15 protein-coding genes and 3 pseudogenes are annotated in these 25,110 nt (G+C 60.4%); 15 read left to right on the top strand and 3 right to left on the bottom strand.

Annotated elements, in window-relative coordinates:
- Positions 1–160 precede the first annotated feature (160 nt).
- The 6 genes from AC0V8S_RS11705 (at position 161) to AC0V8S_RS11730 (ending at position 10,362) form a co-directional block, all read left to right on the top strand.
- Positions 161–1,198, top strand: coding sequence for a glycosyltransferase (locus AC0V8S_RS11705; RefSeq protein ID WP_475437766.1), 1,038 nt, complete (start codon positions 161–163; stop codon positions 1,196–1,198).
- Complete coding sequence (locus AC0V8S_RS11710; RefSeq protein WP_475437767.1) at positions 1,195–2,148, top strand: hypothetical protein; 954 nt, start codon at positions 1,195–1,197, stop codon at positions 2,146–2,148. The genes AC0V8S_RS11705 and AC0V8S_RS11710 overlap by 4 nt, the downstream gene beginning before the upstream one ends.
- A gap of 308 nt (positions 2,149–2,456) precedes the next feature.
- Positions 2,457–4,454, top strand: coding sequence for an asparagine synthase (glutamine-hydrolyzing) (asnB, locus tag AC0V8S_RS11715; protein WP_475437768.1), 1,998 nt, complete (start codon positions 2,457–2,459; stop codon positions 4,452–4,454).
- 166 nt (positions 4,455–4,620) lie between these two features.
- Positions 4,621–6,657, top strand: a complete 2,037-nt coding sequence (locus AC0V8S_RS11720) for a GumC family protein (protein ID WP_475437769.1) — start codon at positions 4,621–4,623, stop codon at positions 6,655–6,657.
- A 67-nt stretch (positions 6,658–6,724) separates the two neighbouring features.
- Complete coding sequence (locus AC0V8S_RS11725) at positions 6,725–8,890, top strand: oligosaccharide flippase family protein (RefSeq protein ID WP_475437770.1); 2,166 nt, start codon at positions 6,725–6,727, stop codon at positions 8,888–8,890.
- Positions 8,891–9,159: 269 nt separating this feature from the next.
- Positions 9,160–10,362: an acyltransferase family protein gene (locus AC0V8S_RS11730; RefSeq protein ID WP_183462652.1), complete on the top strand. Its 1,203-nt coding sequence runs from the start codon at positions 9,160–9,162 to the stop codon at positions 10,360–10,362.
- Positions 10,363–10,418: 56 nt separating this feature from the next.
- Here AC0V8S_RS11730 and AC0V8S_RS11735 read toward each other — a convergent pair whose 3' ends face one another.
- Together AC0V8S_RS11735 and AC0V8S_RS11740 are read right to left on the bottom strand one after the other, a co-directional pair.
- Positions 10,419–11,480, bottom strand: a complete 1,062-nt coding sequence (locus AC0V8S_RS11735) for an NAD-dependent epimerase (protein ID WP_475438604.1) — start codon at positions 11,478–11,480, stop codon at positions 10,419–10,421.
- A gap of 239 nt (positions 11,481–11,719) precedes the next feature.
- The gene (locus tag AC0V8S_RS11740; protein ID WP_183462650.1) at positions 11,720–12,397 is read right to left on the bottom strand and encodes a helix-turn-helix transcriptional regulator; all 678 of its coding nucleotides are present in this window, start codon (positions 12,395–12,397) and stop codon (positions 11,720–11,722) included.
- A gap of 290 nt (positions 12,398–12,687) precedes the next feature.
- Here AC0V8S_RS11740 and AC0V8S_RS11745 point away from each other — a divergent pair, with 290 nt between their 5' ends.
- Complete coding sequence (locus AC0V8S_RS11745; RefSeq protein WP_475437771.1) at positions 12,688–14,430, top strand: sensor histidine kinase; 1,743 nt, start codon at positions 12,688–12,690, stop codon at positions 14,428–14,430.
- Between the two features lie 129 nt (positions 14,431–14,559).
- Here AC0V8S_RS11745 and AC0V8S_RS11750 read toward each other — a convergent pair.
- A pseudogene (locus AC0V8S_RS11750) lies at positions 14,560–15,238 on the bottom strand (LuxR C-terminal-related transcriptional regulator).
- Between the two features lie 603 nt (positions 15,239–15,841).
- Between AC0V8S_RS11750 and AC0V8S_RS11755 the strand changes: the two are divergent.
- The 8 genes and pseudogenes from AC0V8S_RS11755 to AC0V8S_RS11790 all read left to right on the top strand — a co-directional run bounded on the left by AC0V8S_RS11755 (position 15,842) and on the right by AC0V8S_RS11790 (position 25,084).
- Positions 15,842–16,564, top strand: a complete 723-nt coding sequence (locus AC0V8S_RS11755) for a nucleotidyltransferase family protein (RefSeq protein ID WP_475437772.1) — start codon at positions 15,842–15,844, stop codon at positions 16,562–16,564.
- Between the two features lie 32 nt (positions 16,565–16,596).
- The gene (locus AC0V8S_RS11760; protein WP_183462646.1) at positions 16,597–17,733 is read left to right on the top strand and encodes a DegT/DnrJ/EryC1/StrS family aminotransferase; all 1,137 of its coding nucleotides are present in this window, start codon (positions 16,597–16,599) and stop codon (positions 17,731–17,733) included.
- Between the two features lie 116 nt (positions 17,734–17,849).
- Positions 17,850–18,404: a sugar transferase gene (locus AC0V8S_RS11765; protein WP_475437773.1), complete on the top strand. Its 555-nt coding sequence runs from the start codon at positions 17,850–17,852 to the stop codon at positions 18,402–18,404.
- 44 nt (positions 18,405–18,448) lie between these two features.
- Positions 18,449–19,453, top strand: coding sequence for an NAD-dependent epimerase/dehydratase family protein (locus AC0V8S_RS11770; RefSeq protein ID WP_183462642.1), 1,005 nt, complete (start codon positions 18,449–18,451; stop codon positions 19,451–19,453).
- Positions 19,450–20,726 (top strand): annotated as a pseudogene (locus AC0V8S_RS11775) (hypothetical protein). The gene AC0V8S_RS11770 and the pseudogene AC0V8S_RS11775 overlap by 4 nt, the downstream one beginning before the upstream one ends.
- Before the next feature lie 43 nt (positions 20,727–20,769).
- Positions 20,770–21,972 (top strand): polysaccharide biosynthesis/export family protein, encoded by a 1,203-nt coding sequence (locus tag AC0V8S_RS11780; protein WP_475438605.1) that lies wholly within the window; start codon positions 20,770–20,772, stop codon positions 21,970–21,972.
- A gap of 162 nt (positions 21,973–22,134) precedes the next feature.
- Positions 22,135–22,977, top strand: coding sequence for a class I SAM-dependent methyltransferase (locus tag AC0V8S_RS11785; RefSeq protein ID WP_475437774.1), 843 nt, complete (start codon positions 22,135–22,137; stop codon positions 22,975–22,977).
- Between the two features lie 353 nt (positions 22,978–23,330).
- Positions 23,331–25,084 (top strand): annotated as a pseudogene (locus tag AC0V8S_RS11790) (type I secretion system permease/ATPase).
- Positions 25,085–25,110: the final 26 nt, after the last annotated feature.

Genomic DNA, 25,110 nt, shown 5'->3' on the forward strand with positions numbered 1-25,110 from the left:
GAGGCGAGGATCACCGGCTTAGAATTCCGTTCCTTCTGGCGTTGCGTGAAAGGGGCTTTCGGGTCACTGCCGTCTCGAGCGATGCCGGAGGCGCCTTTTCACCCCATGGCATTCCGCATCGCCGGCTTGCTTTCGACCGCTTTGCCAGTGGCGGTGGAGAATGGAGCGCTATCAGCGCAGTCCGCAATTGATGTCCGAACTGCGTCCGGACATCGTTCAAAGTTTCGACACCAAGCCCAACCTCCTGACCCCTTTGGCCGTGCGCGGGCAGGTTCCTGTCATTCGCACCATCAATGGGCTTGGCTGGACATTCTCGTCACGGGAACCGCGGGCGCTGGCGCTGCGTCCGGTCTTTTGCGGCCTTCAGGGGCTGGCGTCACTTTGGACAGCCATGACCGTCTTCCAGAATCGCGACGATCAGGCCTTCTTCGAGCGCTATCGGCTGGTGGGGCGCGGCAAAGGGCGGCTGATCCGCAGTTCCGGCATCGACCCGAATGCGTTTTCGACAGCAAGGTATCGTGGCCCTTCGGCCACCACGATGCGCGAAGAACTTGGGCTGCAGTCGGCCGAGATCATAATCTTTGTCGGTCGGCTGACTCGCCAGAAGGGGATCCCCACCCTCATCAAGGCGGTCCCCCGCGTCCTGTCCGAGAGGCCCAACGCGCGTTTCGTGCTCGTCGGTCCGCAAGACTCCGAAGGTCCGTTTGCGGTCAGCAGGTCCGATATCGAGCAATATGCTCCTCATGTCATAGCACTGGGGCCAAGAGGGGACGTTCCGGCCCTGCTTGGCATGGCGGATCTGTTCGCGTTTCCAACGCAGTATCGCGAGGGAATTCCGCGCGTCCTGCTGGAGGCGGGATTGTCCGGATTGCCAATCGTCGCTTCGAGAATGCCCGGCTGCAATGACGTGGTCGAAGATGGCTGGAATGGCTACCTCGTCGCGCCGCGCGATGCCGATGGCCTCGCATCCAGGATAATCGATGTTCTGTCCGACCGCGCCCGTGGCAAGATCATGGGCAGCCGTTCCGTCGGCCTGGTGCGAGAGCGCTTTTCGCTGTCGTGGGTCGTCGACCAGTATTGCGACCTGTACAAGACCGTACTCGACGGCAAATACCGCGGCAGCCTTGCTCGATCAGTGCCCGCGATCTCGAGGGAAGAGGGTGCGCGGAACCCCCGGCTGGGTGAGGCGCGGCAATGATCCGTGATGCGCTCCTGGCCTTCGGCGTCGCGATGTCCTACGCGGTGCAACTCAGCATCCCGGGGTTGCCGTTCGGCTACAGCGAACTGTTCCTCTCGCTCTGGATATTGCTGTCGATCACGCGGATCCTAGCAGGCGGCCGACTTGAGGCTACGCCGGCTTTGGCCAAGCTTGCCCGTTTCTGGCTGATCCTGACGCTTACCCTGGGCGTGGGGTCTATCATCGGCTTTCTAACGACCACACTGTTCCTCGATCCGTTGTTGCATGACACGATGGCGTACGTGCTGTTGGCCTGCGTTACCTGTCTGGCTGCAGCGGAACCCAACGCGGCCCTCCGTTTACGCCGTATCGCCTGGTGGATGATCGCTGTCGCGAGCGCAGGCTTTGTCGTTCAGCTAGGGCTTGGTTTCGGCTGGATCCATCAGTCTGGCGTCGATCCCTGGTACTGGGACCGTTTCTGCGGTTGGTCCGACAATCCGAACCAGCTTGCGCTCTACTGCGCGCTGCTTGGTCCCTTGGCCCTGCATCTTGCCACGACCACAAGCAATCCTTGGGGAAGATGTCTCGGGTTGTGCAGCCTGATCCTCACCTTCTATGTCGGAAGGCTGACAAAGAGCGATACCTATCTCTATACGACTGTCCTGGCTTGCCTGATCCTTCTCGGACTGCGGGTCCGGGCCTGGCTGACAAGCGACGGCGGCAAGGTCAGCCTTCCACGGCAACTTGCCCTGCTGTTCGCCGTTGGATTCCTTCCGTTGGCCATATCAATGGCGCCTTACGCCCTCAGCGAGGCCGCCAGTGCCGAAGACTTCGCCAAGAGCCTCACCAAGGACAAGGGCGGGGAAGCGACCGCGGAAAACCGCGGCACTTCGCCTCTACCTCTGGGAGGAGGCATTGAACAAGGGAGCTGGATCCGGATCCCTGGGTCTCGGTCCAGGCCCGCACCTTGATACTCCCCCCGTTGTCAATCAGCAGTTTCTGCCGCGGCCTTTCGAAGCCCATAGTACAATCCTCGATCTCTACACTCAGGGCGGCCTAATTTCAGTCCTGGCCCTGGTGTGGATCCTTGGCTCGTCCGCCTTGTCAGCGTGGCGTGCGAGACTGGACGTCCTCGTGGCGCTCGTAGCCTCGATCGCTGTCTTCAGTGCTCCGCACCTGATCATCCGCCATCCGATCGTGTGGTTCTGTCTGACCCTGTGCCTCGTCGCTGGAACGCCGCAGGCGATTCCCGCGACCGTTCGCCAGAGGAGATATTAGAATGTGCGGGATCGCCGGAATTCTCTTGGCGCCAGATGCGGCCGATACGAATGCGCTCAGGGCGATCGGGCCGATGGCGATGGCCCTTCGTCATCGCGGACCCGATGCCGAGGCCCTCTGGATGAGCCGTGAAGCCGGAATCGCCTTCGGCCACCGGCGTCTGGCCATCGTCGACCTGTCGGAGGCGGGTCGCCAGCCGATGCACTCCGCAAGCGGCCGGTATGTGATTACCTTCAATGGCGAGATATACAATTTTCGCGATCTGCGTCGCGAACTCGAAGGGGCGGGCCACCATTTCCGCGGCACCAGCGACACGGAAGTCATGCTGTGCGCGATCGAGAGCTGGGGCCTCGACGCGGCACTCCAGCGCTTCGCCGGCATGTTCGCTTTCGGCCTGTGGGATCTGAAGAGCCGGATCCTCCATCTCGCCCGCGACCGAATGGGCAAGAAGCCGCTCTATGTCGCCTCGACACGTGAAGCGCTCGTCTTCGCTTCGGAGTTGAAGGCGATCACGTGCTTCCCGGGCTTCAACCCGGAACTCGACGTCGATGCGGCGGCAACGATGATTTCGAAAGGGTGGGTGCCGGATGACCTTTGCATCTGGCAGGGCGTGTTCAAGCTGCCGCCCGGTTCAGTCCTGTCGGTGACAGCGGCGGATTTCGCCAGTGCCCGCGGCGCAGGCTCGCTTGCGCATCGCGTTCGCCGCTGGTGGGCGCTGGCCGATGTCGCCAGCAAGGCGCAGCGAGATCCGATCGCCGGCAGCGACGAGGATCTCACGACCGAGCTCGACAGGCTGCTTCGCCTTGCCGTCAACGAACGCATGATCGCCGATGTACCGCTTGGCGCCTTCCTGTCGGGCGGGATCGACAGCTCGACGGTCGTCGCCCTGATGCAGGCACAGTCCCAAAAGCCCGTTCGCACCTTCACCATAGCGTTCGGTGAGAGCGGGTTCGATGAGGCTCCTCATGCGGCCGCGGTTGCGCGGCATCTGGGCACCGATCATACCGAACTTCACCTTTCACCGGCCGCGGCGCTTGAAGTCATTCCCGAACTGCCGCGGATCTGGGACGAGCCGTTTGCCGATGAGTCGCAGATACCGACGCTGCTGGTGTCGCGCCTCGCCCGGCAACACGTAACGGTGGCTCTATCGGGCGATGGCGGCGACGAGTGCTTCGCCGGCTATTCTCGGCACTTCCTGGCAACCCGCCTCAGAAGGCAGCATGAGTTGCCATCGTCATTTCGTCGAATGTTGGCGGCGGGGGCTGGATTGCTGGCCCAGGCCTCCCAGAAAGACATTTTCGGCAGCCTGCCGCTTTCGGCGAATATGCGGCACGGATTGCGCGGTGACCGGTTGAACCGGCTCGCCCGCCTGTTCGCGGCGGCAAATGAGGACCAACTGCTTCAGCGGCTGACGGAATCTTCGACCAACAGCCTTCTTCATCACAAGCCACCGGCATCGAATGCCAGCGCGGCAGAGCTCGACGACTTGCTTTCGCGTCTCCTGTTTGACGACATGACAGGCTATCTGCCGGGCGACATCCTGGTGAAGCTCGATCGCGCCACCATGGCCAACAGCCTCGAGGGACGATGCCCGATCCTGGACCATCGCGTCGTTGAATTCGCCTGGCGCCTGCCGACCAGTGCCAAGGTCCGAAATGGCAAGGGCAAATGGATACTTCGCCAGCTCCTCGATCGCTATGTACCGCGCCCACTGGTCGATCGGCCCAAGCAAGGTTTCGACGTTCCGGTCGGGGCCTGGCTGAAGGGACCCCTGCGCAACTGGGCAACGGATATCATCGCCACGATACGCCTATCCGGAGACGGGGTCATCGACTGTGCGAAGGTCGACGCATGTTGGCGCGATCATCTGCGTGGAAACCAGGATCATTTCCGTGACCTGTGGCCGCTGCTGATGTTCCAGGCGTGGCGCAACGAAGCCATGCGGCCATCAGCGCCGGCAACCCGCCCTTCTTACGATATTGAACTGACAGGGGATTGAAATGGAAGGTTCTATAGCCAGCCGCGCCAGGCTTCCGCGCGCTACGCACATGGCTGTCGCTACGCTCGACGCCAATCCGCGGATGAGGCGACCGCCACGCGAGCCCATGCAACCGCCGTCTCCCTTCCACCAACTCGTCGTCACCTTGGCAACGAGAAAATGGCTCTTGCTTGCCGTCGCCCTTCTGGGCGGCATTCTGGCCGGCCTCGCGGGCTTTACTCGCCCGGTGCTGTTCGAGGCGACGACGCAGATCATCATCGACGCCCCGAGCGGCGGTACTTCGGGCGGCACGGCATCCGCCCAAGACTCGCTGGAATCGAGCATCGATGACCATCTGACGATGCTCTCGTCGCAAGGCCACCTGCGTCGAGTTCTGGCGGCGCTTCGCCAACCGCAGGCAGCCGACCTTGCCGCAAAAAGCGGCATCAGTGCCGTCCCGCCCGCCGCAGGCTCGTTCTTGAGCGATCTGCTGAGCCGGGTCTGGACGCAGGGCAAGCCGGCGGCAGGAAGTCCGGAAGCGGACGCTGCCGCGCTGAAGACGCTGCGGAACGGAATGAGGGTCGGACAAGAGCTGCGCTCGCGCGTCATTACCATCGGCTTCACCGATGCCAGTCCGGCGCGTGCCGCGCTGGTCGCGAACACATTCGCCCAAGTCTATATCGAAGATCTCGTACAGAAACGCCGTGCGTCGGATCAGTTCGAGCTGGAATCGCTGGTCGCCGGCCTGCCGCAAGTGCAAAAGGATCTGGTCGAAGCCACCGATCGGCTGGAGACATACCGGCTGACACACGGTGCCGTTGATCAAAGCGCGGCCAACAATGCAGCCGGTGAGACAGCGGAGTTCGGCCGACAGATTTTCTTGTCAAAGGCCAATCTTTCCGCCTCGGAAGCACGCCTTCACCATATTGAGGACCTGCGAAAGGCAGGCGCCCCTGTGTCGGCCATCGCCGAAGCGATCGGATCGCCTGTGTTGACGGACCTGGTGGCACGCCAGCAGGGTGCCGCGGCGGACGACGATCTGGGCAACGCGATCAGCCGTGAAATGGAGCAGGGCATCGCGCGCATCGCTGCCGAGGCAAACGTCTACCGCGCCCAGGTGGCGGCTCTCGAGGAGCGCAAGGGGATGCTCGACGCGGCCGTGGCCGACACGGCGAGCCAGCTTTCCGGGTTGCGGGCCCTTGAGCCGCAGGTGGCCATCGTGACACAATACTACAACGAGCTCCTTGGCCGGCAGCAGGACTTGATACGGCGCATCGCCGCTCCCTCGCCAGGTGTAGCGATCCTGTCGACGGCATGGCCGCCGTCAAATTCGAAGACCATGTCGCCCGTTTTCCTGGTTCCGCCCGGCATGATCGTGTTCGGCCTGATGGGGGCGGTCCTCGTCTTGGTCCGCAACAGCTTCAATCAGACCTTGCGCAGCGAAGCCGAAGCCGAAGCTGAGCTTGGGATCCCGTGCATCGGACTGCTTCCCAAAGTTTCGGGAGTTCATGCCAGACAGCTGCGGCATCTGGTTCTGGGTCAGCAGAACTCGCCGTTTAGTCGCGCCGCGACATCCCTTCTCGTCACAGCGGCGCCAACTCAGGGCAGGGGGCAGCCGCCGCATATCATCCTCGTAACGTCCAGCATCCAGGACGATGGCAAGACGGAGTTGGCATGGAGCCTGGCGCTGGCGGCAACGCGACTGGGAGGAAGGGTGCTTTTCCTCGACCTCGACCGCAAGGACGTGCGGCTCACGAATGAGTTTCGTGGCGAATTCAGCACCATCAAGGCTCACAATTCCTTTGGAGACTATGTGAGTGAACGCTGCGTTCTGAAGGATGCAATCACGAGAATGCCGGAAATCGGCATCGATCTCATGGCCGCTCCAGCACTTTCGGATGACCTGCTGACGCTTCTGTCCACCGTCGATAAATCCCAGTTTACCGATGAATTGCTGTCGGTCTACGATGTCGTCATCATAAACGGGCCCTTGGGGCTCGGAGGCCCCGAAACCAGGCTTCTAAAGCGCTGGGCCGATGCGGTGCTTTTTGCCGTTCGCTGGGCCAGGACGCGGCGCGGCATTGCCCGTGGTGTTCTGGAGTCGCTGCGGGCCGGCGGACCCGTCACTGTTCCAGTAGGCAGCGTGCTCACCGAAGTGAATTTAAAGAGGCATGCCGGCTACGGGCTCGGGGATAGCGCCGACCTCCTGTTGGAGAGGGTTTGATGAGGACCGTCGTCTGCGCTTCCCCAAAAGGAATCGAACCCGTTCCCGCAAATGAGCCTGACCCAGAATGATCATCGAATTCTTCGGACCGCCAGGATCCGGTAAAACAACGTTTGCGCATGAGCTCGTGCAGCAGCTGCGTGGGAAAGGTTATCGCGCCAAGGTCGCTCTCAACTATAAGCCCAGCGCACGGACCGGAAGATTCGACCTTGGGATCTTTCTGTTCGTATCAAGAATTGTATCGGCAATATTTTCGACTGTAGTAATATTGATTTCCTCTAGAGGCCGAATGAACGATATTTCAATTTCATTGTCGATGGTGCGGCTTATACCGCCAAGAAACAGAATATGGCGCGCTCGAATATGGCAATACATCTTGCACCTATCGCGTTGCTGGAATGGTGCTGAGCGATCACCCGAAATAATAATTTTCGATCAAGGGTATGTTCAAGCAATTGGATCGCTGGCGATGTTCAACGGGGGCGCTGATCATGGAGCGTTAAAAAAGGCGCTCAGCCTCGCGCCGCCGGCCGACCTGACCGTCAGGCTGGTGGTGCCATATGCGGTCGTGGAGAGCCGCTTGCGGCAGCGGATGGAGCGCGAGCCGCCGGCGGAACGAATCTTCGAGGCCGACTTGAACGTGAATATGCGCTCTCTTGGTGTTTTTGAATCGATAAATGATCTCCTCGCGATTTCTGGCCGAGAAGTCATTTCCGTCGACAATGCTGACGGCCAATCGACCTTCAAAAGTATTTGTCGAGTCGAGAAAAAAATCATTTCCGCATTGTTACGGACAGATAAGTCCGCCGCTGAGAATCAAAGGAAGTTCCCGAATCCTCCCGCGCTCGTTCCTGCTTCAGCAACGGCGCCGCGGAATAAGGAAATGGGCTCCCGGCTCGCTTGGGCGAGCATTTTCGCCCTGTTGATCTACATCGGCGGCGCTGGGCTAACCAGTCTTGCGCAGTTGGCAATTGCACGCCTCATCGGGCCACGCAACTACGGCATCTATTCCTACGTTCTGGCATGGACCTCCGTGCTGGCCTATCTGGCAACGCTTGGTTTCAATGTATCCTTGTTGCGTTTTGTCCCGGCCTATAGAGCCAATGGCAGGCTTGATCTGGCACGGGGGGTGATAAGATTTGCCCTGCAAAGATCGCTGGTGGCGGCAGCGCTGTTCGGGATGATCGGCATTGCCTCTGTCCTGTTCTTTTCAGATCATACGCAAAGAGGGCTTGAGATAAGCACTATGCTCGGCATGGTGGCTGTGCCCTTGATTACGACTTATGCTCTCGGAGCCACGCTTGTGCGTGCTTTCGGCGGCGTCGTCTCTGCGCTGTTGCCGGAACGCATCGTGCGAGACGGGCTCCTGCTGGTGTTGGTGGCGATCCTGGCCAAGTCCGGATTGCGAACCGTGGATGCGCCGGAGGTGATGCTGGCGGTGGTAACAAGTTCGGTCATCACGGTTGGGCTGGTGTTCATCACCGCCAGGAAACTTGAACCGCCTGGCGTGAGGCAGGCTAAACCCACCTATGCATCGAGAGAATGGTGGTTTGCCGTCCCCCCGCTCATGCTCATCACCGGGCTCGATGTTTTCGTCAGCCGGGCCGGCGTGCTGGTTTTGGGCTGGACAAACCATATCCGTGAAGCGGGTGTTTTCGCCTTGGCGTTGAACATCGCGATGCTTGTGGGGCTCTCCCGCATCGCCGTCGCTACCATGTTTTCTCCAACAGCTGCCGATCTGTATGCAAGAGGCGATCGCAAAGGACTACAGCAGCTATTCGCGCGGGCTACCTTGCTTTCTGCCAGTGGCGCCATCGTTGTAGCCATCCCAATGATGGTGATCGCTGAGCCGTTTTTGAGCTTCTTCGGTGAGGGTTACGCCGCAGGAGCGCCAATCGCGCGGGTTCTCATCTTGGGATATGTGTTTGTCGCGCTGTGTGGGCCTCAGCAGAATCTCCTGACCATGACCGGGAACGAATGGGCCGCCGCAACGACCATGATCGCCGGTGCGATAGCCAACATCATAGCCTGTGCGCTGGGCGTCGCAATTTACGGCCCGATTGGCGCTGCGGTCGGTGTCGCGCTTGCCCTGAGCATCTGGAGCGTTGCCATGGCCATCTATATCGGCAAGCGACTGAAAATCGTGCCGGGCTTGGTTTTTGTTTTGCTCTCGATCAGGCCGAGCGCGATCGGCGGCCAACAATGGAACTGGTTCTTGAGGGCTGGCAAATGAGAGCTGTCCACCGACGGTGATGGCCCCATCATTGAGCCGGCAGTTTAACGAAGGCCCGGGCGCATATTGGTCGTTAATGTGGCCGGTGGGCTTGGATGCCTCCAGCATGGCTGAAGGCATAAGACTCGGAGAGGCGTCGACGTTCACCCTCCCTCGACACAACTACGCCCGCCGGCACGGCCGTTACATTCTATGGTCTGTGTCCGTCATTTGAAGGATGCATGAGTTCCCGAGGCGCGTCACGGTGTTGTGCAAGCTGCGGAGCATCCATGGAACAAGAACCAATGGCGGCGGCCTCGACGCCTTCGATGCGCCATCGGTCCGAAAGATCGACGCCAGTCGAGCCCAGCCAGCGCGAAACACTCACTCAGGTCCAGGTCCTGCGCGCCCTCGCGGCCACCTCGGTCGCGCTGCGCCACGCGCAGCACGATGCGGCGAGCTTGGAACTAGAAGCCGGCCGCACCTTTCAGGCGTGGGATCCGATACCATGGAGCGCTGGAGTCGATGTCTTCTTCGTAATTTCCGGCCTGATCATGGTGCACACGTCGCGACAGTTGTTCGCCAAGACGGGTGGCGCGCGTCTCTTCCTTTCTCGGCGGCTCGCCCGGATTGTCCCGCTATATTGGGCGGTCACCACGCTCTACCTTGCCGTGGCGTTGCTCGCTCCCTCATTTCTCAACCAGGACTACATCAATTTCCGGTTTGTAATCGAATCCTACTTCTTCATCCCGGCCACTCGCCCCGACGGCGTCGTTCAGCCTGTCTACGAGCTGGGTTGGACGCTCAACTATGAGATGCTTTTCTACGTGTTGTTTACGGCGGCGATCGTGCTGCCCATGCGTTGGGCCGTTACCGTCCTGCTCACGACCCTGGTGGGGATGGTGTTCGCAGGCCGTCTCGCGGCGCCTTTGCGAGAGCCATTCGCGTTCTGGACCGATCCGATCATCCTTGAGTTCGCTTTCGGCGTGACAATCGGGATCATGTGCACCTCGGGTCTGCGGCCCTCCGGTTTGATCAGGGCCTGCGTCGCTGCAGCGGGACTGGCCGCCCTGATGCTGGCGGCGGCTTTTCCCGATATCTCGATCGGCCTTTCCCGCCCCATTGTTTACGGCATCCCGGCATCTCTCATCGTTTGGAGTGCTGCATTGGCGCCGGGCGAGCTGAGGCATGAAAGCCTGGCCGCGCGATGGGGCGCCGGCGTCGGCGACGCGTCCTATGCTCTCTACCTCCTGCATCCATTCGTGATCCGCGCCACGCGCATCTTCTTCTGGCGAACAGGCTTGATTCTGGTGCTCGGCCCGTGGGCCTTTATCGCGTCGGCGCTGGTGATCACTTTTGGTGTGGCACTCATCACCTATCGCTTGTTCGAGAAGCCGCTGACTCGCCGTGCCCGACGCCTTCTGGGAGCCGGGCCCAGCGCCCGACAGCAGCTTCGCCCATTTCCGGTGCCGGCGTATCCCAAGACGGACTGATCGAGCGTTGGTCAAATGAGCCGGCGTTGTGCTCGCCGTCCGGCCCTGTTCCCGCCCTATGCCTGAATGAACGCTTGTCGTTTTCGGCCGACGGGCCTTGCATGGAAATCCCGGTACCATTCCACGAAACGTTGCACCCCGTCCTCGAGTGCTGTCGCCGGTGCGAAGCCGACAGCACGGCGGAGGTCGCTGACGTCGGCGCGGGTTTCCAGGACGTCACCCGGGGGCAAAGGCACGTTGACGCGAAGGGCGCGGCGGCCAAGGGCCGTCTCGATGATTGCGATCAGACGGTTGATCTCTTCGGGCCGGTCGTTGCCGATATTGTAGACCCGATATGGCGCCGAACTGGAGGCGGGATCGGCCGCGAGGCTGTCCCAGTCCGGATCCGGCCGCGGCGGCGCAGCGAGCACGCGAACCACCCCTTCCACGATGTCGTCGATGTAAGTGAAATCTCGCCATACGCGGCCGGCATTGGCGATTTCGATCGTCCGTCCCTCGGCGATGGCATGGGTGAACGTATAGACCGCCATGTCGGGCCGGCCCCAAGGCCCGTAGACGGTGAAGAAACGCAATCCAGTCACGGGCAAGCCGAACAGATGGCTGTACGAATGCGCCATGCATTCGTTCGCGCTTTTGGTCGCGGCATAGAAGCTGACCGGGTGGCTGGCGCCATGGTGCTCGGAAAACGGGATGCTTCGATTGGCGCCGTAAACGGAACTCGACGAGGCATAGACGAGATGGCTGACGCCGGCGTGCCGGCAGCCCTCCAGGACATTGAGAAACGCGACAATGTTCGACTGCACATAGGCATGCGGGTCGACGAGCGAATAACGCACGCCGGCTTGAGCGGCGAGGTGCACGAAGTGCGATGGCTGGAAGTCGGAAAACAGCGCTTTTACCAGTACCTGGTCCGCCAGGTCCATCCGCATGGGCGTGAACCTCGGCTCGGCGCAGAGCTGTGCAAATCGCGCCTCCTTCAGCCTCAGGTCGTAGTAGGGCGTGAAATTGTCGACGCCGATGACGTCAACGCCCTGCCGCAAGAGCCGTAACGCAACATGAAAGCCGATGAACCCGGCGGCGCCTGTGACGACGACGGGCCCCGCGCGTGCAAGTTTCAATACAGCACCATCCGACCGCGCTCGAGCGGTATCCGCCAGCTTGTGAACCGTCGAATTTGCTTCGACCATGGCAAGTCACTCCTGTTGCGAGATCCTGCTTTGCCGATAGCGCGTCGAAAGGGTGGGGTGGCGCTGCCAACGATCTGCCCCATCGCGGCCGCAGAATGCCGCCGCGTTGGCATTGGCCTGATGTCGATCGCCTGAATCCGGGCGGCTGCCGACGCCCGGCCGTTGCAATTTCATGGCAGGACCGAAATGCGCCCCAGAAGAGCCACCAACTCCGCCTGACGCCTTGTCTCGGTCTTGGCGAACAGCGAGGCAAGCTGGGAACGGATCGTCGTGCGGCTGAGATGCCAGCTGCGGGCGATCTCCAGGGGCGCATCGCCATGCGCCAGGCGCAACGCCAGCTGCGTTTCCGCACTGGTCAAACCGAACATCCTTTGCAAGGTCTGAGGGTTTGCCGACGATGTGTTCTCCCGGTCCAGCAATGCGACGATGCTGGTACCGTCCGGTGTGACAACGCCCGTCTCATTCAGGACCACCGGCCTGTCGCCCCTGCTGCGGATCACCACCCATGAAAGTGTGCCCGGCTGAAAGTGAACCGGAACATTCGCGACCAGCCGCCTTAGTCCGGCGGAAAGCTCGCCTGCCGTGTCGGCCGCTTCACCCTGGCGCTCTAGCGTCTCTTGAGCGGCTGCGTTCCACTCGATTACTTTCCTGTCGCGGTCCAGCACGAAATAGCCGCAGCCGATGCGGTCAAGCATGCCGGTTATGGATTCCAAACTGCGTCGCTGCGGTCCGCCGATTCTGGCGTCCGGTCGATCCGACAGGTGTATCGGACGTGCGTGACGAGTATCCTTCAGTGAAATGTATTGGCTGATCGCAACCGCCTCGTTGCGCCTCTCAATCAGTGTCATCGCCTCTACCCCAACCCTAGTTGCTACTGATCCAAGTAAATCTTGTGCGATTTACTTGCTTTTAATTCCGCCAACTGACGGGAATGCACTCCTTTGGCTTGATTTTCGACACGTCTGAAGAAATCCGCGGCAAGTCTGTTCCGCAGCGTTCGTTGAACATGCCTTTTTGATGAGCCCAACCGAGCCTGATTCTATTCGCCGGCAAGGGCATGGCAATCCGGCAGTGGTACTAGGCTGCCCCGTCGCGGCCTAGTCTCGACGAACTAGACAGAAGGTTGTAGTCTGGGAGCATGGGTTCGTACCTGCGCTGGCTCAAATCGAACGTGTCAAGCACCCCGTTGGCTCATGTAGCTTCGCTATTGGTGCTTGCAGCAGCGATAGTACTCGAAGCGATAAATACGATATATGTCGGCGAAGGGGTGACGTTTATTGCGTTTATCCCCATAATTATTGTTATCGTTTATCTCGAAGGGCGTCTGGTTGCCATCGCCGCAACGCTTCTCATGGCGGCCGCCGGCTTGTGGATGCGACGCGTTCTGAACGCCCAACTCTCTGCTGAAGATTGGACGAGCGCCATCTTCCTTCTGGTCTCCGGTGGCCTGATCGCATTTGTGTTCCACCGCCTGCGACAGGATCTGCGCGCGGCGCTCGAGGTTGCGGAGGCGAGGCTCGCTGCCATCGATGCCGCCGAGAGTCGTTATCGTTGGGCCTTCGAGCGCGCCGCCTTGGGTTTTGCAAATGCCAATCGACGTGGCGAACTGCTGCAATCGAACAGACGCTTTTCCGAGATGACCGGCTACGAAGGAGGGGAACTTGCCCAGCTCAAGCTGGAGGGGCTCGTTCTTCGCGACGATCGAGATGCTGTGCGGGGGTTGTTGAAAGATTTGGATAACGGCGCCTCGTCGTCCGCTGCGGATATTCGCCTGCTGCGGAAGGACGGCAAGGCATTCTGGGCTCGTCTGTCCCTGTCTTCATCGCGGCCTGACGAGGCATCCACCGAGAGCGTGTTCGTGGTGATCGACGATATTTCCGAGCGACGAGCCGCACGCGAGGCCCTCCGGGCTCAGAAGGAATGGCTTGATCTCGCTCTGTCTGCCGGACGCCTGGGTACGTGGCGAATAGATCTCAAGGAAGGGACGGTCGAGGGCTCCGGCAAGTTCTGGGACATTCTCGGTCTGCCGCCGACGCCCGTCCGCCGCTTGGAAGAACTCTCGACCGTCATCCATCCAGCCGACTGGCCGAAGTTGGCTGCCTCGGCAAAACCCTCGTCGGCGGTGAACTACGACATCGAGATTCGTGTCAGGCGGATGGATGGTCACATACGCTGGGTTGCTCTGCGCGGACGGCAGGAAGAACACGGCGATCGTGCGATCCGCATCGGGATCGCGGCCGATCTGACCGAGCGTCGACAAACCACGCTTCTTCGCGCCGCCGTGAAGAAGCGCGAGCGCATCATGCTCGAAGAGCGCCATCGGTTCAGCAACTTGTTCCCGGTGATCACGGCCCTGGTGAACATGATCAATGTTCCCGAGAACGACGTTGCCAAATACAAGGAGATGCTGGTCGATCGGATTCGAACGCTGGAAGCGACGCATCTGCTGCTGTCTCGTCATACCAGCCTGTCCGGGATGCTCCACGACCTCGTGGCCCAGGAGTTGCAGCCTTTCAAGGAGACACGGGACATAACGATCAGTGGCCCCGCCCTCACAGTGCCAAGTGGCGCCGCCGAGAGCTTTGCGATGATCCTTCACGAGCTGACGACAAACTCCGTGAAACACGGTGCGCTGGGTGACTCACAAGGCAAGGTCGAAGTTAAGTGGCAATTCGCATCCGACGGCGCAGGCGACGACCTCGTGTTCGATTGGGTGGAATCGGGACGGCGGAAGAACTCAAAGGTCGTGCGCCACGGTTTCGGGTCCATGATAATCGGCGTGGACGGCACGCCGCTAGTCGGTCACTCCCCGAAACTGGAAATATCGGAGCACGGACTGCGATATTCCTTGCGGTTATCGCGGAAGGAAATTGAATTATAGTGGATGTCGCTGCAAAACGACCTCGGATCCGGGAAACTTGCATCCGTAACAAAGACCAAAGCGCGTCGGTCTCGCAGGTCTACCCTCTACATGCCGGTCCAAACCGCTACCAGCTTCGGGTGGCATAAATCAGCTCACATTTCTCGACTGCCAGGTTTGCAGCAAAACAGCTGCTTCAGTCCGGTTCCGTACCCCGAGCTCGCGCAGAATGGCAGCGGCATGGATTTTGGTTGTCGCTTCGGCAATATCCAGATTGCGGGCGATCTCCTTGTTCGAGTACCCCTCCGCCATCAGCTTGAGGACGTCCTTCTGCCTCGACGTCAGCCTGCCGAGATCGCTCGAGCCCACGCGTCGACGGATTGGATTTTTCGCCGAGGGCAGGGCGGCATACGATCTCTGGTCCCCAGACGTCCGAGACAGGAGTGCTGGTACATAGATCCGACCCGCGAGGATCTCATTTACCGCCAGCACGACTTCCTCGTCTTTCTGCGATTTGACGATGTAACCATGGAGCCCGATCGAAAGAGCCGTCAGAATCTCCGAGCGGGAAATCGTCCCCGGAAACGATCGCAAAGCGTGTGCCAGGATAGGCGGAGAGAACCTCGCTGAGCACTTGCTGATCAAACAGCCCAGGCATGTTCAGGTCGAGGATCGCAAGATCGATGGATGCCTGCTCCTCCAGAAGATTGACCACAGCATCGAAACACGCAGCCTCGAATATCTCGGCACCTGGAATTCCAGCCATAAGTGCCAGCCGGAGGCCACGCCGATACAAGCCGTGATCATCGGCAATGACGATCCGATACATTGAACCACCCCAACGCGTTACCCGGTTCCCGACGAGAAAACCCGTTGGAACCTCCCATTCCTGTGTGATGGACGGAACCGCGGCGATCCTAGAATCGTGTCCAACCACTGGTCATCCCATCACAGTGAAGTCCGCAGCGTCCCCATCCACGCACATCACACATGGCTAATGTAATACTAATTTGCGACGATCTTCTATTAGTTTTTTAACGCTGGCGTGCGGTACCTGCCCGCCGAACGATGCCGAGTTTCCGTTTCCAGTGTCCAAAACCAGTGTGCCGCACAGTGTTTTGATGCGGCACCTGCCTTCGCCAGAGGCGCGCGGCCCGGCTTCGGCACTGGGCAAATCATTGTTTTTTGATCGCAAGACTGATTCGGTTTCATTGGTCTCATGATCAGGTCCAAAGCGCTTGGGTCTGTCCTTGATCCTGCGGCTATTTAATACCGGAAACGCTTGGGATCGTTACCATTCGAATGCACGACGACACCCATTCAGAGTGATCATACCATTCATGATGAGGTGTTCGGATTGGCTCGTGGGCGACCCTGCGAGCACTCCATTCGCAACGATGATGTTCGGGCTGAATAAACTCGGGAGGATCGGATGAAAGCGGTGATTCAATGTGGTGGGATGGGTACGCGCCTTCGGCCTTTCACGTCGGTCCTGCCGAAACCCTTGATGCCGATAGGGGCCCGGCCCGTTCTTGAGCTGCTTCTGAAGTGGCTGCGGCGCAACGGTATCGAAGAGGTCTATATCACGACCGGGTATCTCGGGCACTTGATCCGCAGCGTCTGCGGCGACGGATCGCAATGGAATTTGAAGATCAGATACACCCAGGAAATGGAGCCACTGGGTACCATCGGGCCTCTCTCTCTGATCAGGGATGAACTGAACGAAACATTTGTGGTGCTCAACGGCGATGTTCTTACCGATCTGAGCCTCAGCCGGTTCGTGGCCGCGCACCGCATGCACAAGGATCCGGTTACGATCGCCACGGCCTGCCGCCATATCAAGATGGACTTCGGCGTCATCGACGAGATCGACAATGCCGTTCAGCTCTTTCGGGAAAAGCCGACGCTTTCCCATCTCGTCAGCATGGGGATTTACTGCATGAACCCGGATGTCCTGCGGTTCATTCCTTCCGGCATCCCATTTGGGTTCGACGACCTGATGCTGCAGATGATGCAGGGCGGCACGACCGTGCACGTGTACAAGCATGATGGTCTCTGGCTCGACATCGGTCGCGTTGATGACTTCCAGAATGCGCAAGCGGTTGCCTGGGAAGAGCAGTCGACCTCGATCGAGGTCGCAGCCGCGGCCGCATGAAAACCCGCAAATAACGAGTTCAGGAGGTCAAGATGCTCTTGGTGAGCGCCCCGATACTAGGCGTGCCGGAGAAGGTGGCCCTGTCCAAGGTGATTGACAGCGGCTGGCTTACCATGGGGGATAGGGTACGAGAGTTCGAGCAGACCTTTGCCACCATGCATGGCGCGCAGGATTGCGTTGCGGTTGGTTCCTGCACCGCGGCGCTTCATCTTATCCTGCATGCACTGGGAATAGGCCCTGGCGACGAAGTGCTGGTTCCGTCACTGACGTTCGTGGCGACCGCGAATGCGGTGCTCTATGTCGGGGCGACTCCGATCTTTGTCGACATCGAATCGGTCGACGTGCCGTTGATGTCGCTTGCGGAAGCAGAAGCGCGGTGCACGCCACGCACCAAGGCGGTCATTCTCGTTCACTTCGCGGGCTATCTCGCCAATCGGGAACAATGGCAGCGGTTCGCCCGGGTTAGAGGACTGCATATTATCGAGGATGCCGCGCATGCGCCCGGCCTCAGGGAAGTGGGGACGTTCGGCACCGCGGCTGCTTTCAGCTTCTATGGCAACAAGAACATGACAACGGCGGAAGGGGGCGCGGTGATCGCCCGCGACCCCGATCTGCTCGACAGGGTTCGCCAGGCCCGTGGGCACGGGATGACCAGCGGGACACATCAGCGGCTGAACAGTCGTACGCCGCAATATGATGTCACGATGCTCGGGTTCAACTACCGCATGGACGAGATGCGGGCGGCGATTGGGCTGGTTCAGCTGCAGAACCTGCAAGAGTGGAACGAAATCAGGCGCATCCTGGCCGTCCTCTACCGGCGCCTCATCGCAGAACATTGCCCGGCCGTGACCATTCCATTCAGCGAACCCCGGACGTCGGCTTACCACATCATGCCGGTCCTCCTGCCGCGCTACGCGAGGCGGCAGGACGTTATCGACGAACTGCGGACGCAGGGGATACAGACCACGATTCATTATCCGCCGGTGCACCAGATGACGTTCTATCGCGAGCGTTACCCCGGCATCACCTTGCCGCGGACAGAGGACTTTGCGCAGCGAGAGCTGACAATTCCACTGCATCCCCAGATCACTTCACCTGTCGCCGAAGCGGTTGTGTCTGCACTCGCAGCCGCGCTCAACGGCGGCGCCCAAACAGGAACTGCCGCATGAATGCATTAGATCTTTCCGTGCATCGGCGCGTCGTCTCAAGGCCCGTACACGGGCTGGCGAGACGTTCGATCGATCTCGTGGTCGCGGGCGTCGCGGCCGTCCTATTCGCACCATTGATGCTGCTGATCGCCGGAGCGCTGCTGTTCGAAGGCGGAGGCTCGATCTTGTTCGCACAGACCCGTATGGGCGCTGGTGGCCGACCCTTCCGCATGTACAAATTTCGCAAGTTCGGTGTGAACTGCGGCTCTCAAGGCCTCGCGCTGACCGTCGTGGGCGACAGCCGCATGACGGCGGTGGGCCGATTCCTCGCCGCAACGAAGTTCGACGAACTGCCGCAGCTGTGGAACGTCCTCAAAGGCGAGATGGCGATCGTCGGGCCGCGACCCGAGAGCCTGGCTTTCGCCGATTGTTTCCGGGGTGGCCTCGAGGCCGTCCTGCAATACAAGCCCGGCCTGCTGGGGCCAACCCAGGTTCTCTTCCGGCACGAGGCGCATTTCTTTCCCCGATCCGCGGATCCGATCCTGTTTTACCGGGAGGTTATGTTCCCCGCCAAAGCCAGACTCGACCTCTCCTACTATCCACAGCGCACCATCGCCTCCGACATCGTGTGGATGGTGCGCGGCTTCCTGGCGGTTGTCGGCTGGGTTCCATCACAGCCGATCAATGTATGAACCCCAAAAGGAAGCGCTCCAGTCAGCCAAGGGAATGCGCAGTCATGAGCTACAACGGCAAGAAAGTTCTGGTGACGGGCGCGGATGGATTTATCGGTTCGCATCTCACCGAAGCGCTCGTCCGCAATGGAGCGGATGTCACGGCTCTGGCGCTCTACAATTCCTTCGACAGCCATGGATGGCTGGATGATTTGCCCGACAACATCCGGAGCCGGCTGAAGCTTGTCCGCGGCGACGTCCGCGACAGCGCGTTCCTGAACCGGGTCATGCGCGGCCAGGCCGTTGTGTTTCATCTGGCTGCGCTGATCGCGATTCCATATTCCTACGCGGCTGCCCAGTCCTATGTGGAAACCAACGTCCTGGGCACGGTGAACGTGCTTGAAGCGGCACGTCAATGGGAGACGGAGCGGGTGGTGCATACCTCCACAAGCGAGGTTTATGGAACCGCCCAGACCATGCCCATCCGCGAAACGCATCCGCTGCAGGGACAGTCACCCTATTCGGCGTCCAAGATCGGCGCCGACATGATGGCGGAGTCCTACGCCAGGTCGTTCGATGTCCCTGTGGTCATCATGCGGCCCTTCAACACTTATGGTCCGCGCCAGAGTGAGCGCGCCATCGTGCCGACCATCATCCGGCAGGCCCTCGACCCGAATTGCCCGTCGATCATGGTCGGCGATACAAGCCCGATCCGTGACCTGACCTTTGTGGAAGACACTGCGGCAGCGTTCCTGACTGCGGGCCTGGCCCGGCTTGAATTCGGCCATGCGTACAATGCCGGCAGCCAACGCGCCGTGACCGTCTCCGACGTCTTGGACCTTGTCCTCGAATTGAGCGGTTCCAAAAAACCGATCCATCGAGACGAAAGCCGTTTGCGGCCGCAAAATTCGGAAGTTCGCGCCTTGCTCGCCGATTCCTCGCGGTTTGAAGGCGAGACTGGATGGCGGGCGCAGACCAGCCTGCGCGACGGGCTGGCGCAAACGATCGCATGGTGGCGCGCGCGCCTTAGTGAAGGCCGGGTGAGGCGCGAAATGGGTTACATGACATGACCCGGCTCCGCCGGCATATATCGGCGCTGCTGCTGATTGCCGGCGCCATGTTCCTGAATATCTACATGGCCGGTGGTCGCGAAAGCAGCGCATCGCAACCGTCGCCCGCACAGGCGGCAAGAAACCTGCCGGGCTATCTGCGCGAAACGACGGATCCATGGTCCGGCATGATTCTCGTGCGGATCACCGAACCCGGAATTCTTGGTCTCGCGGGTGTCTGCGGGAAGAAATACTGCACCCACCGTTACTCGAGCGCACAGGCCTGGAATGCTGACCAGAGCCTTCTCCTGATCGTCAATGGTTGCGGTGGCATGTGCTTTCTCGACGGGCACAGCTACGTTCCATTGTTCCACCGCAACCGCTCGACCGAATGCGAATGGCATCCCAGGGATCCCGAGCTGATGATCTGCGTTGCTGGCCGGCAGATTTCGACCTGGGCGCCACGCACCGATCACGAAGACATCGTGTTCACCTCGGCAGCCTATAGCGATCTCAAGTTCGGGCCCTACAAAGGCAATCCGAGCCGCGGCGGCAACCGCATTGCGGTGCGTGCAAAGCGCAATGATGGCAAATCGGTGGTCTTTGGCTACGACCTCAAGCTGAGGCAGAAATTCCCGGATATCGATCTTGCCCAGCTTCCAGGAACCACCGGCTCCTGCTCGATCTCCCCGCTCGGCATCAACATTGTGTGCTCACAGGCATTGCCGGACGGCAATGAGCCGAGCTTCGTCTTTTCCATCGATGGCGTCTTGCGCCAGAAGTGGATGGAGCACCACCGGCCCGGTCACGGCGACATGACGGTCGATGCCGACGGCAGCGAAATCTATGTCGGGATCAGCAAATCGGATCCCGACAAATATCAGGTGATCAAACGCCGGTTAGCCGACGGCAAGGTCACCTCGCTGATGAAATATGGCGAGGCCATGCATGCGTCGCTCAGGTCCCTGGACAGGCCGGGCTGGGTGTTTCTGAGCTATGGCGGGACACCAGCCAGATATCGCAGCATCCGGATTGGGCGCCCTACGCGCAGCAGGTCATTGCGCTGCGTTTGGACGGCAGCGGAGAGGTCCGCCGTATCGTGGACACGCAAAACGCGCACTTCGACTACTGGAGCGAGACGCATGCCTCGCCGTCTCCCGATGGCTCACAGGTGGTCTGGTCGAGCAATTGGGGCGTGCCCGGCGGCCCGGTGTACGATTTCGTTGCTCGTGTTGATTGGCCTTGGGAGCCGGTGTCGAACCAGAAGGAGATTGTCGCAAATGGCCTTCACTAAACGAACCATTCTTGCCGCGGCTGCCGTGATGTCCCTGACATCGATGGCCATCGCAGGCGACGCCGAGCCCTATCAACTGTCACCTGGCGATACCGTCGAGATTGGGATAGCGCCGATCCCGGAGCGAACGCAGCGCGCGGTGGTCCAGATGGACGGCAATATCGCCCTTCCCGCAGTCGGGATGATCATGGTCGCAGGCTTGACGGCGTCTCAATTGCAGACGCGCATGCAAACGCTTTTACCGACCAAGATCTTTCATGTGCGTCTGCCCGATGGACGCGAGCAGATGGTTGTCGTCAAGCCGGACGACGTGACTGCCATCATCGCGGAGTATCGTCCGATCTATGTGATGGGCGACGTGCTTACCCCGGGACAACAGGCCTATCGTCCGCTCATGACCGTGCGGCAGGCGCTTGCCGTCTCCGGCGGCTTCAGCCTTTTGCGGTCACGAGCAGGCCAGACCGGGCCCGATCCGGTTGATCTCAGGCGCGATTACGAAACACTTTGGGGGGATTACACCAAAGACTATTTTCACGCCGCCCGTATCCGCGCCGAACTTCAGGGCCAGGCGGATTTCGACAAGCAGACACCACAAGGGTCACCTCTGTCGCCCAGCGTCGGCGCCGCGATCGCCCAGGCTGAAGCGGACGCGCTGAAGATTGCGCTGAGCGATTTCCAGCAGGAGCAGGCTTTTCTTGAGAAGGGCGAGAAGGATGCGGCCGATCAGATCGAGGTTCTGCAGAAGCGAGAACAGGTCGAGGCCGAGAGCGTGAAGGCGGATCAGGAAGACCTAGCGAAAGTAACCAAGGCGTTTGACGCAGGCAATCTGACCAACAATCGGCTCGCCGATGTCAGGCGCGCCTTGCTTCTGTCGTCGAGCGGTGCGCTGCAAACCACGGTCGAGCTCATGAGAGCGCGGCGCCAGCAGGAGGATTATGTCAGGCAGCACGAACGCAATGACAATCAGAGGAAGATTGTCTTGCTGACGGATCTGAAGGACACCAACGCGCGGCTGGGGGATGTCACCGCCAAACTCCACGCCGCCAGCGAGAAGCTGCAACCGACCGGCGCATCCACTCAGCCATTGCCGATTGCCGGCGAAACGATCCAGGCTCAGGTCACGATCGTCCGCAAGATAGGTGATGAGTGGCGCAAGCTGTCGGCTGACGAAGATACCGTTGTGATGCCGGGGGATACCGTCGAAGCCCGGTTCAACAGTGATCTGCAAAGCGCGGCGATCCAATAGGCCGCCTCGGTAGCAGTCCGATAAAATGGGCTTGGGGAGCTCACTGTTCGATCGGGCAGTCGAACACAATGTAACGGGAGATACAGGTGAGGCTCAATTCCAAGCAAGGGGTGAAGCCGGCGCCGTCGACGAACGCGGCTCAAATGGCTCAGTCGGCAAATTATGCTTTCGATACGCCTTCAGCAGCGCGGATTCCGCCGGGCCAGGCCTCAGACCGGTAAGTCCCGAGTTTGGCAGGAGCTGACGTCCAGCCAGCAGGCCCACCCACAAGGCGACCGAGCGTCGAACGACTACAGGGCCAGCCATTGCGCGCCAGGCTACGGCGCGCATTACAACAAAACACACGAGTCCGGCTATTATGGCGCGCTTTGGGAGAAAATCGAAAAGCCGCTGATCCTGGACGTTCTTCGCCCAATGGGGGGAGCCGGCCGAAAGTGCCTCGATTTCGCATGCGGAACAGGTCGCATCGCCAACGTGGCGGCCGGGCTCTTCGGCGAGGTGGTGGGCGCCGACATTTCCAGACCCATGCTCGACTGCGCGCAAGTTCCACCCAATGTGAGACTGCGTCACATCGATATGACGAGGGAGCCTCTCGGCGAGACCTTCGACGTCGTAACGGCATTTCGCTTCTTCCTGAACGCAGAGGATCAACTGAAGTCGGATGCGCTGAAGGCGATAAATGAGCATCTGAAGGACGGCGGGCGACTTGTGTGCAATGTTCATATGAACGCGACTTCACCCATCGGCCTGGTTTGCAGGCTGCTCAACCGGTTGTCTGGACGCACAATTCGCCACACGCTGAGCACAACGGCGTTCAAGGAACTCCTGACCGCGTCGGGGTTCCGTGTCGAGGAGATGACACCTTACGGCTATCTGCCCCGGCCGGGAAACCTCTTGCCAGGGGTCTGTGGAGCGTTGATCGAGCCCTTCGAGAAGGTGTCCAGAACTCTTCGCGTTCCTGGACAACTGGCGCAGCATTTCCTGGTTGTTGCGAAGAAGCGCTAAAAACGACATCGCACACTCAAATGGCTCCGTGAAAACGGCTGGGGAGCCATTTGCCTGAGGGGCGAATCACCTCCCGAAAGGAAGGTACGGTGTCGCTGCCGTAGCCTGGAACGCGACCCTCGACAGCCACCAATGCACCCTAAAACGGCAGTTTTCCCCTGATTTAATGCTCCAGTTCGGGCTTTCTCGGGCTGGCGCCACGATTTTGCTACATTTGAAAGAAAGGCCACGTACGTTAGTGGGGCGTAATATTAGAAGGTAAAGAGGGATACGCTCCTGAAAACCCAAAATTTGTCCATGGCCGGCGGAACCGACCGGCCGACCCGACGACTTCTTGTCGGAGGTAGCAAGCCATGAGTTCCGGTGGGATACGCTCGCCCAATCTACGTGGCGCCATGCTTGACGCCGTGCCCGCGCTGGTAGGCGTTGGTATGTTCTCGGCGGTCATAAACATTCTCGCTTTGACCGGCTCCGTCTATATGCTGCAAATCTACGACCGCGTTCTGCCTTCGCAGAGCGTTCCGACGCTTGTCGGATTTACGATCGGAATGCTGGGCCTCTACGCGGTCTACGGGTTGCTGGATTTCGTGCGGCTTCGCCTCCTGGTTCGAATCGGCAATCGTCTCCATAAGAAGCTGCAGCAAAGGGTCTTCGGCCTCTCACTGTCCTTACCGCTCATCGGCGGCCAGGATGCAAACCGGATACATCCGCTTCGTGATCTGGACCAGTTGCGCGCTTTCCTTTCAGGATTGGGGCCGACCGTCATCTTCGATGCGCCGTGGATACCGTTTTATCTGTTGGTCATCTATCTTCTGCATCCTGCGCTCGGCCTGCTGGCAACGAGTGGTGCGATTGTTGTCGTGCTGCTTACGGCGATCGCGGAAGTCCTTGGCCGCGGACCGGCGGCGCGTGCGTCCGAGACGCTCGTGTCGCAACGCAACCTTGCCGATGCCGGCCGCCGCAATGCGGAGGTTGTGCGCGCCATGGGCCTTTCGGACCGCCTCGCCCGCCGCTGGGGTGAGATCAATCACGCATATCTCACGCACCAGGAGCGCCTTTCCGACATTGTCGGCGCCACCGGTTCACTGTCGAGGGCGCTGCGGATGGCCTTGCAGTCCTGCGTCCTGGGACTTGGCGCCTACCTCGTGATCGGGGGTGAAGCGTCGCCCGGTGTGATCATAGCATCCTCCATATTGCTCGGCCGCTCGTTGGCCCCGGTTGACGCGGCGATGGCAAACTGGCGAGGGTTTGTGGCGTTCCGTCAGAGCTATTCCCAACTGACAGCGGCGCTGTCCGCCTTCGGTAGCCAAGGCGAGCTCATGGAACTGCCACGCCCGCAGGCGATGCTTGCGGTCGAGGAAGTGACGATAGCCCCGCCAGGCCAGCAAAAACCGACCGTGGCCAATGTCAGCTTCAACCTGTCTGGAGGCGCGGGCATGGCCATTGTCGGCCCGAGCGGTTCCGGGAAAACGACGCTTGTGCGCGCGCTGGTGGGAGTGTGGCAGCCGCTTCGCGGAACGGTAAGGCTGGACGAAGCCTCGCTCGACCAATGGGGCCAGGAACAGCTTGGCGAGCATATCGGTTACCTGCCGCAGGACGTCGAACTGTTTGATGGAACGGTTGCCGATAACATTTCGCGATTTGGCGGCAAGGGTGACGCCAAGGGCGTGCTGGCAGCCGCCAGGGCCGCGGGTGTCGACAAGATGATCATGCGATTGCCGAATGGGTTTCAACACGCGTCGGCGAGGGAGGGGCAGCCCTGTCGGCCGGACAGCGGCAACTCGTTGGGCTTGCCAGGGCACTTTACGGCGACCCGTTTCTTGTCGTCCTCGACGAGCCGAATTCAAACCTGGACGTCGATGGCGATACCGCCCTGGCCGGCGCGATCCTGGGCGTGCGCCGACGTGGGGGCATCGTCATCGTTGTTGCGCACCGTCCTTCTGCGCTCACCAATATCGACAAGGTGCTCGTCATGGCGAATGGGACGCTTCACTCCTTTGGCTCCCGCGAAGAGGTCCTGGCCAACGTCATCCGGCCCTTCCCTTCGCCCGCTGAACGGCCGGCGGCGGTTGTCCCGATGCAGAAAGGGGTGAGCGGTCATGCGTGAGGTGCTGTTTCGTGTCTGACGTGACG

This window comes from Mesorhizobium oxytropidicola (assembly GCF_056174625.1).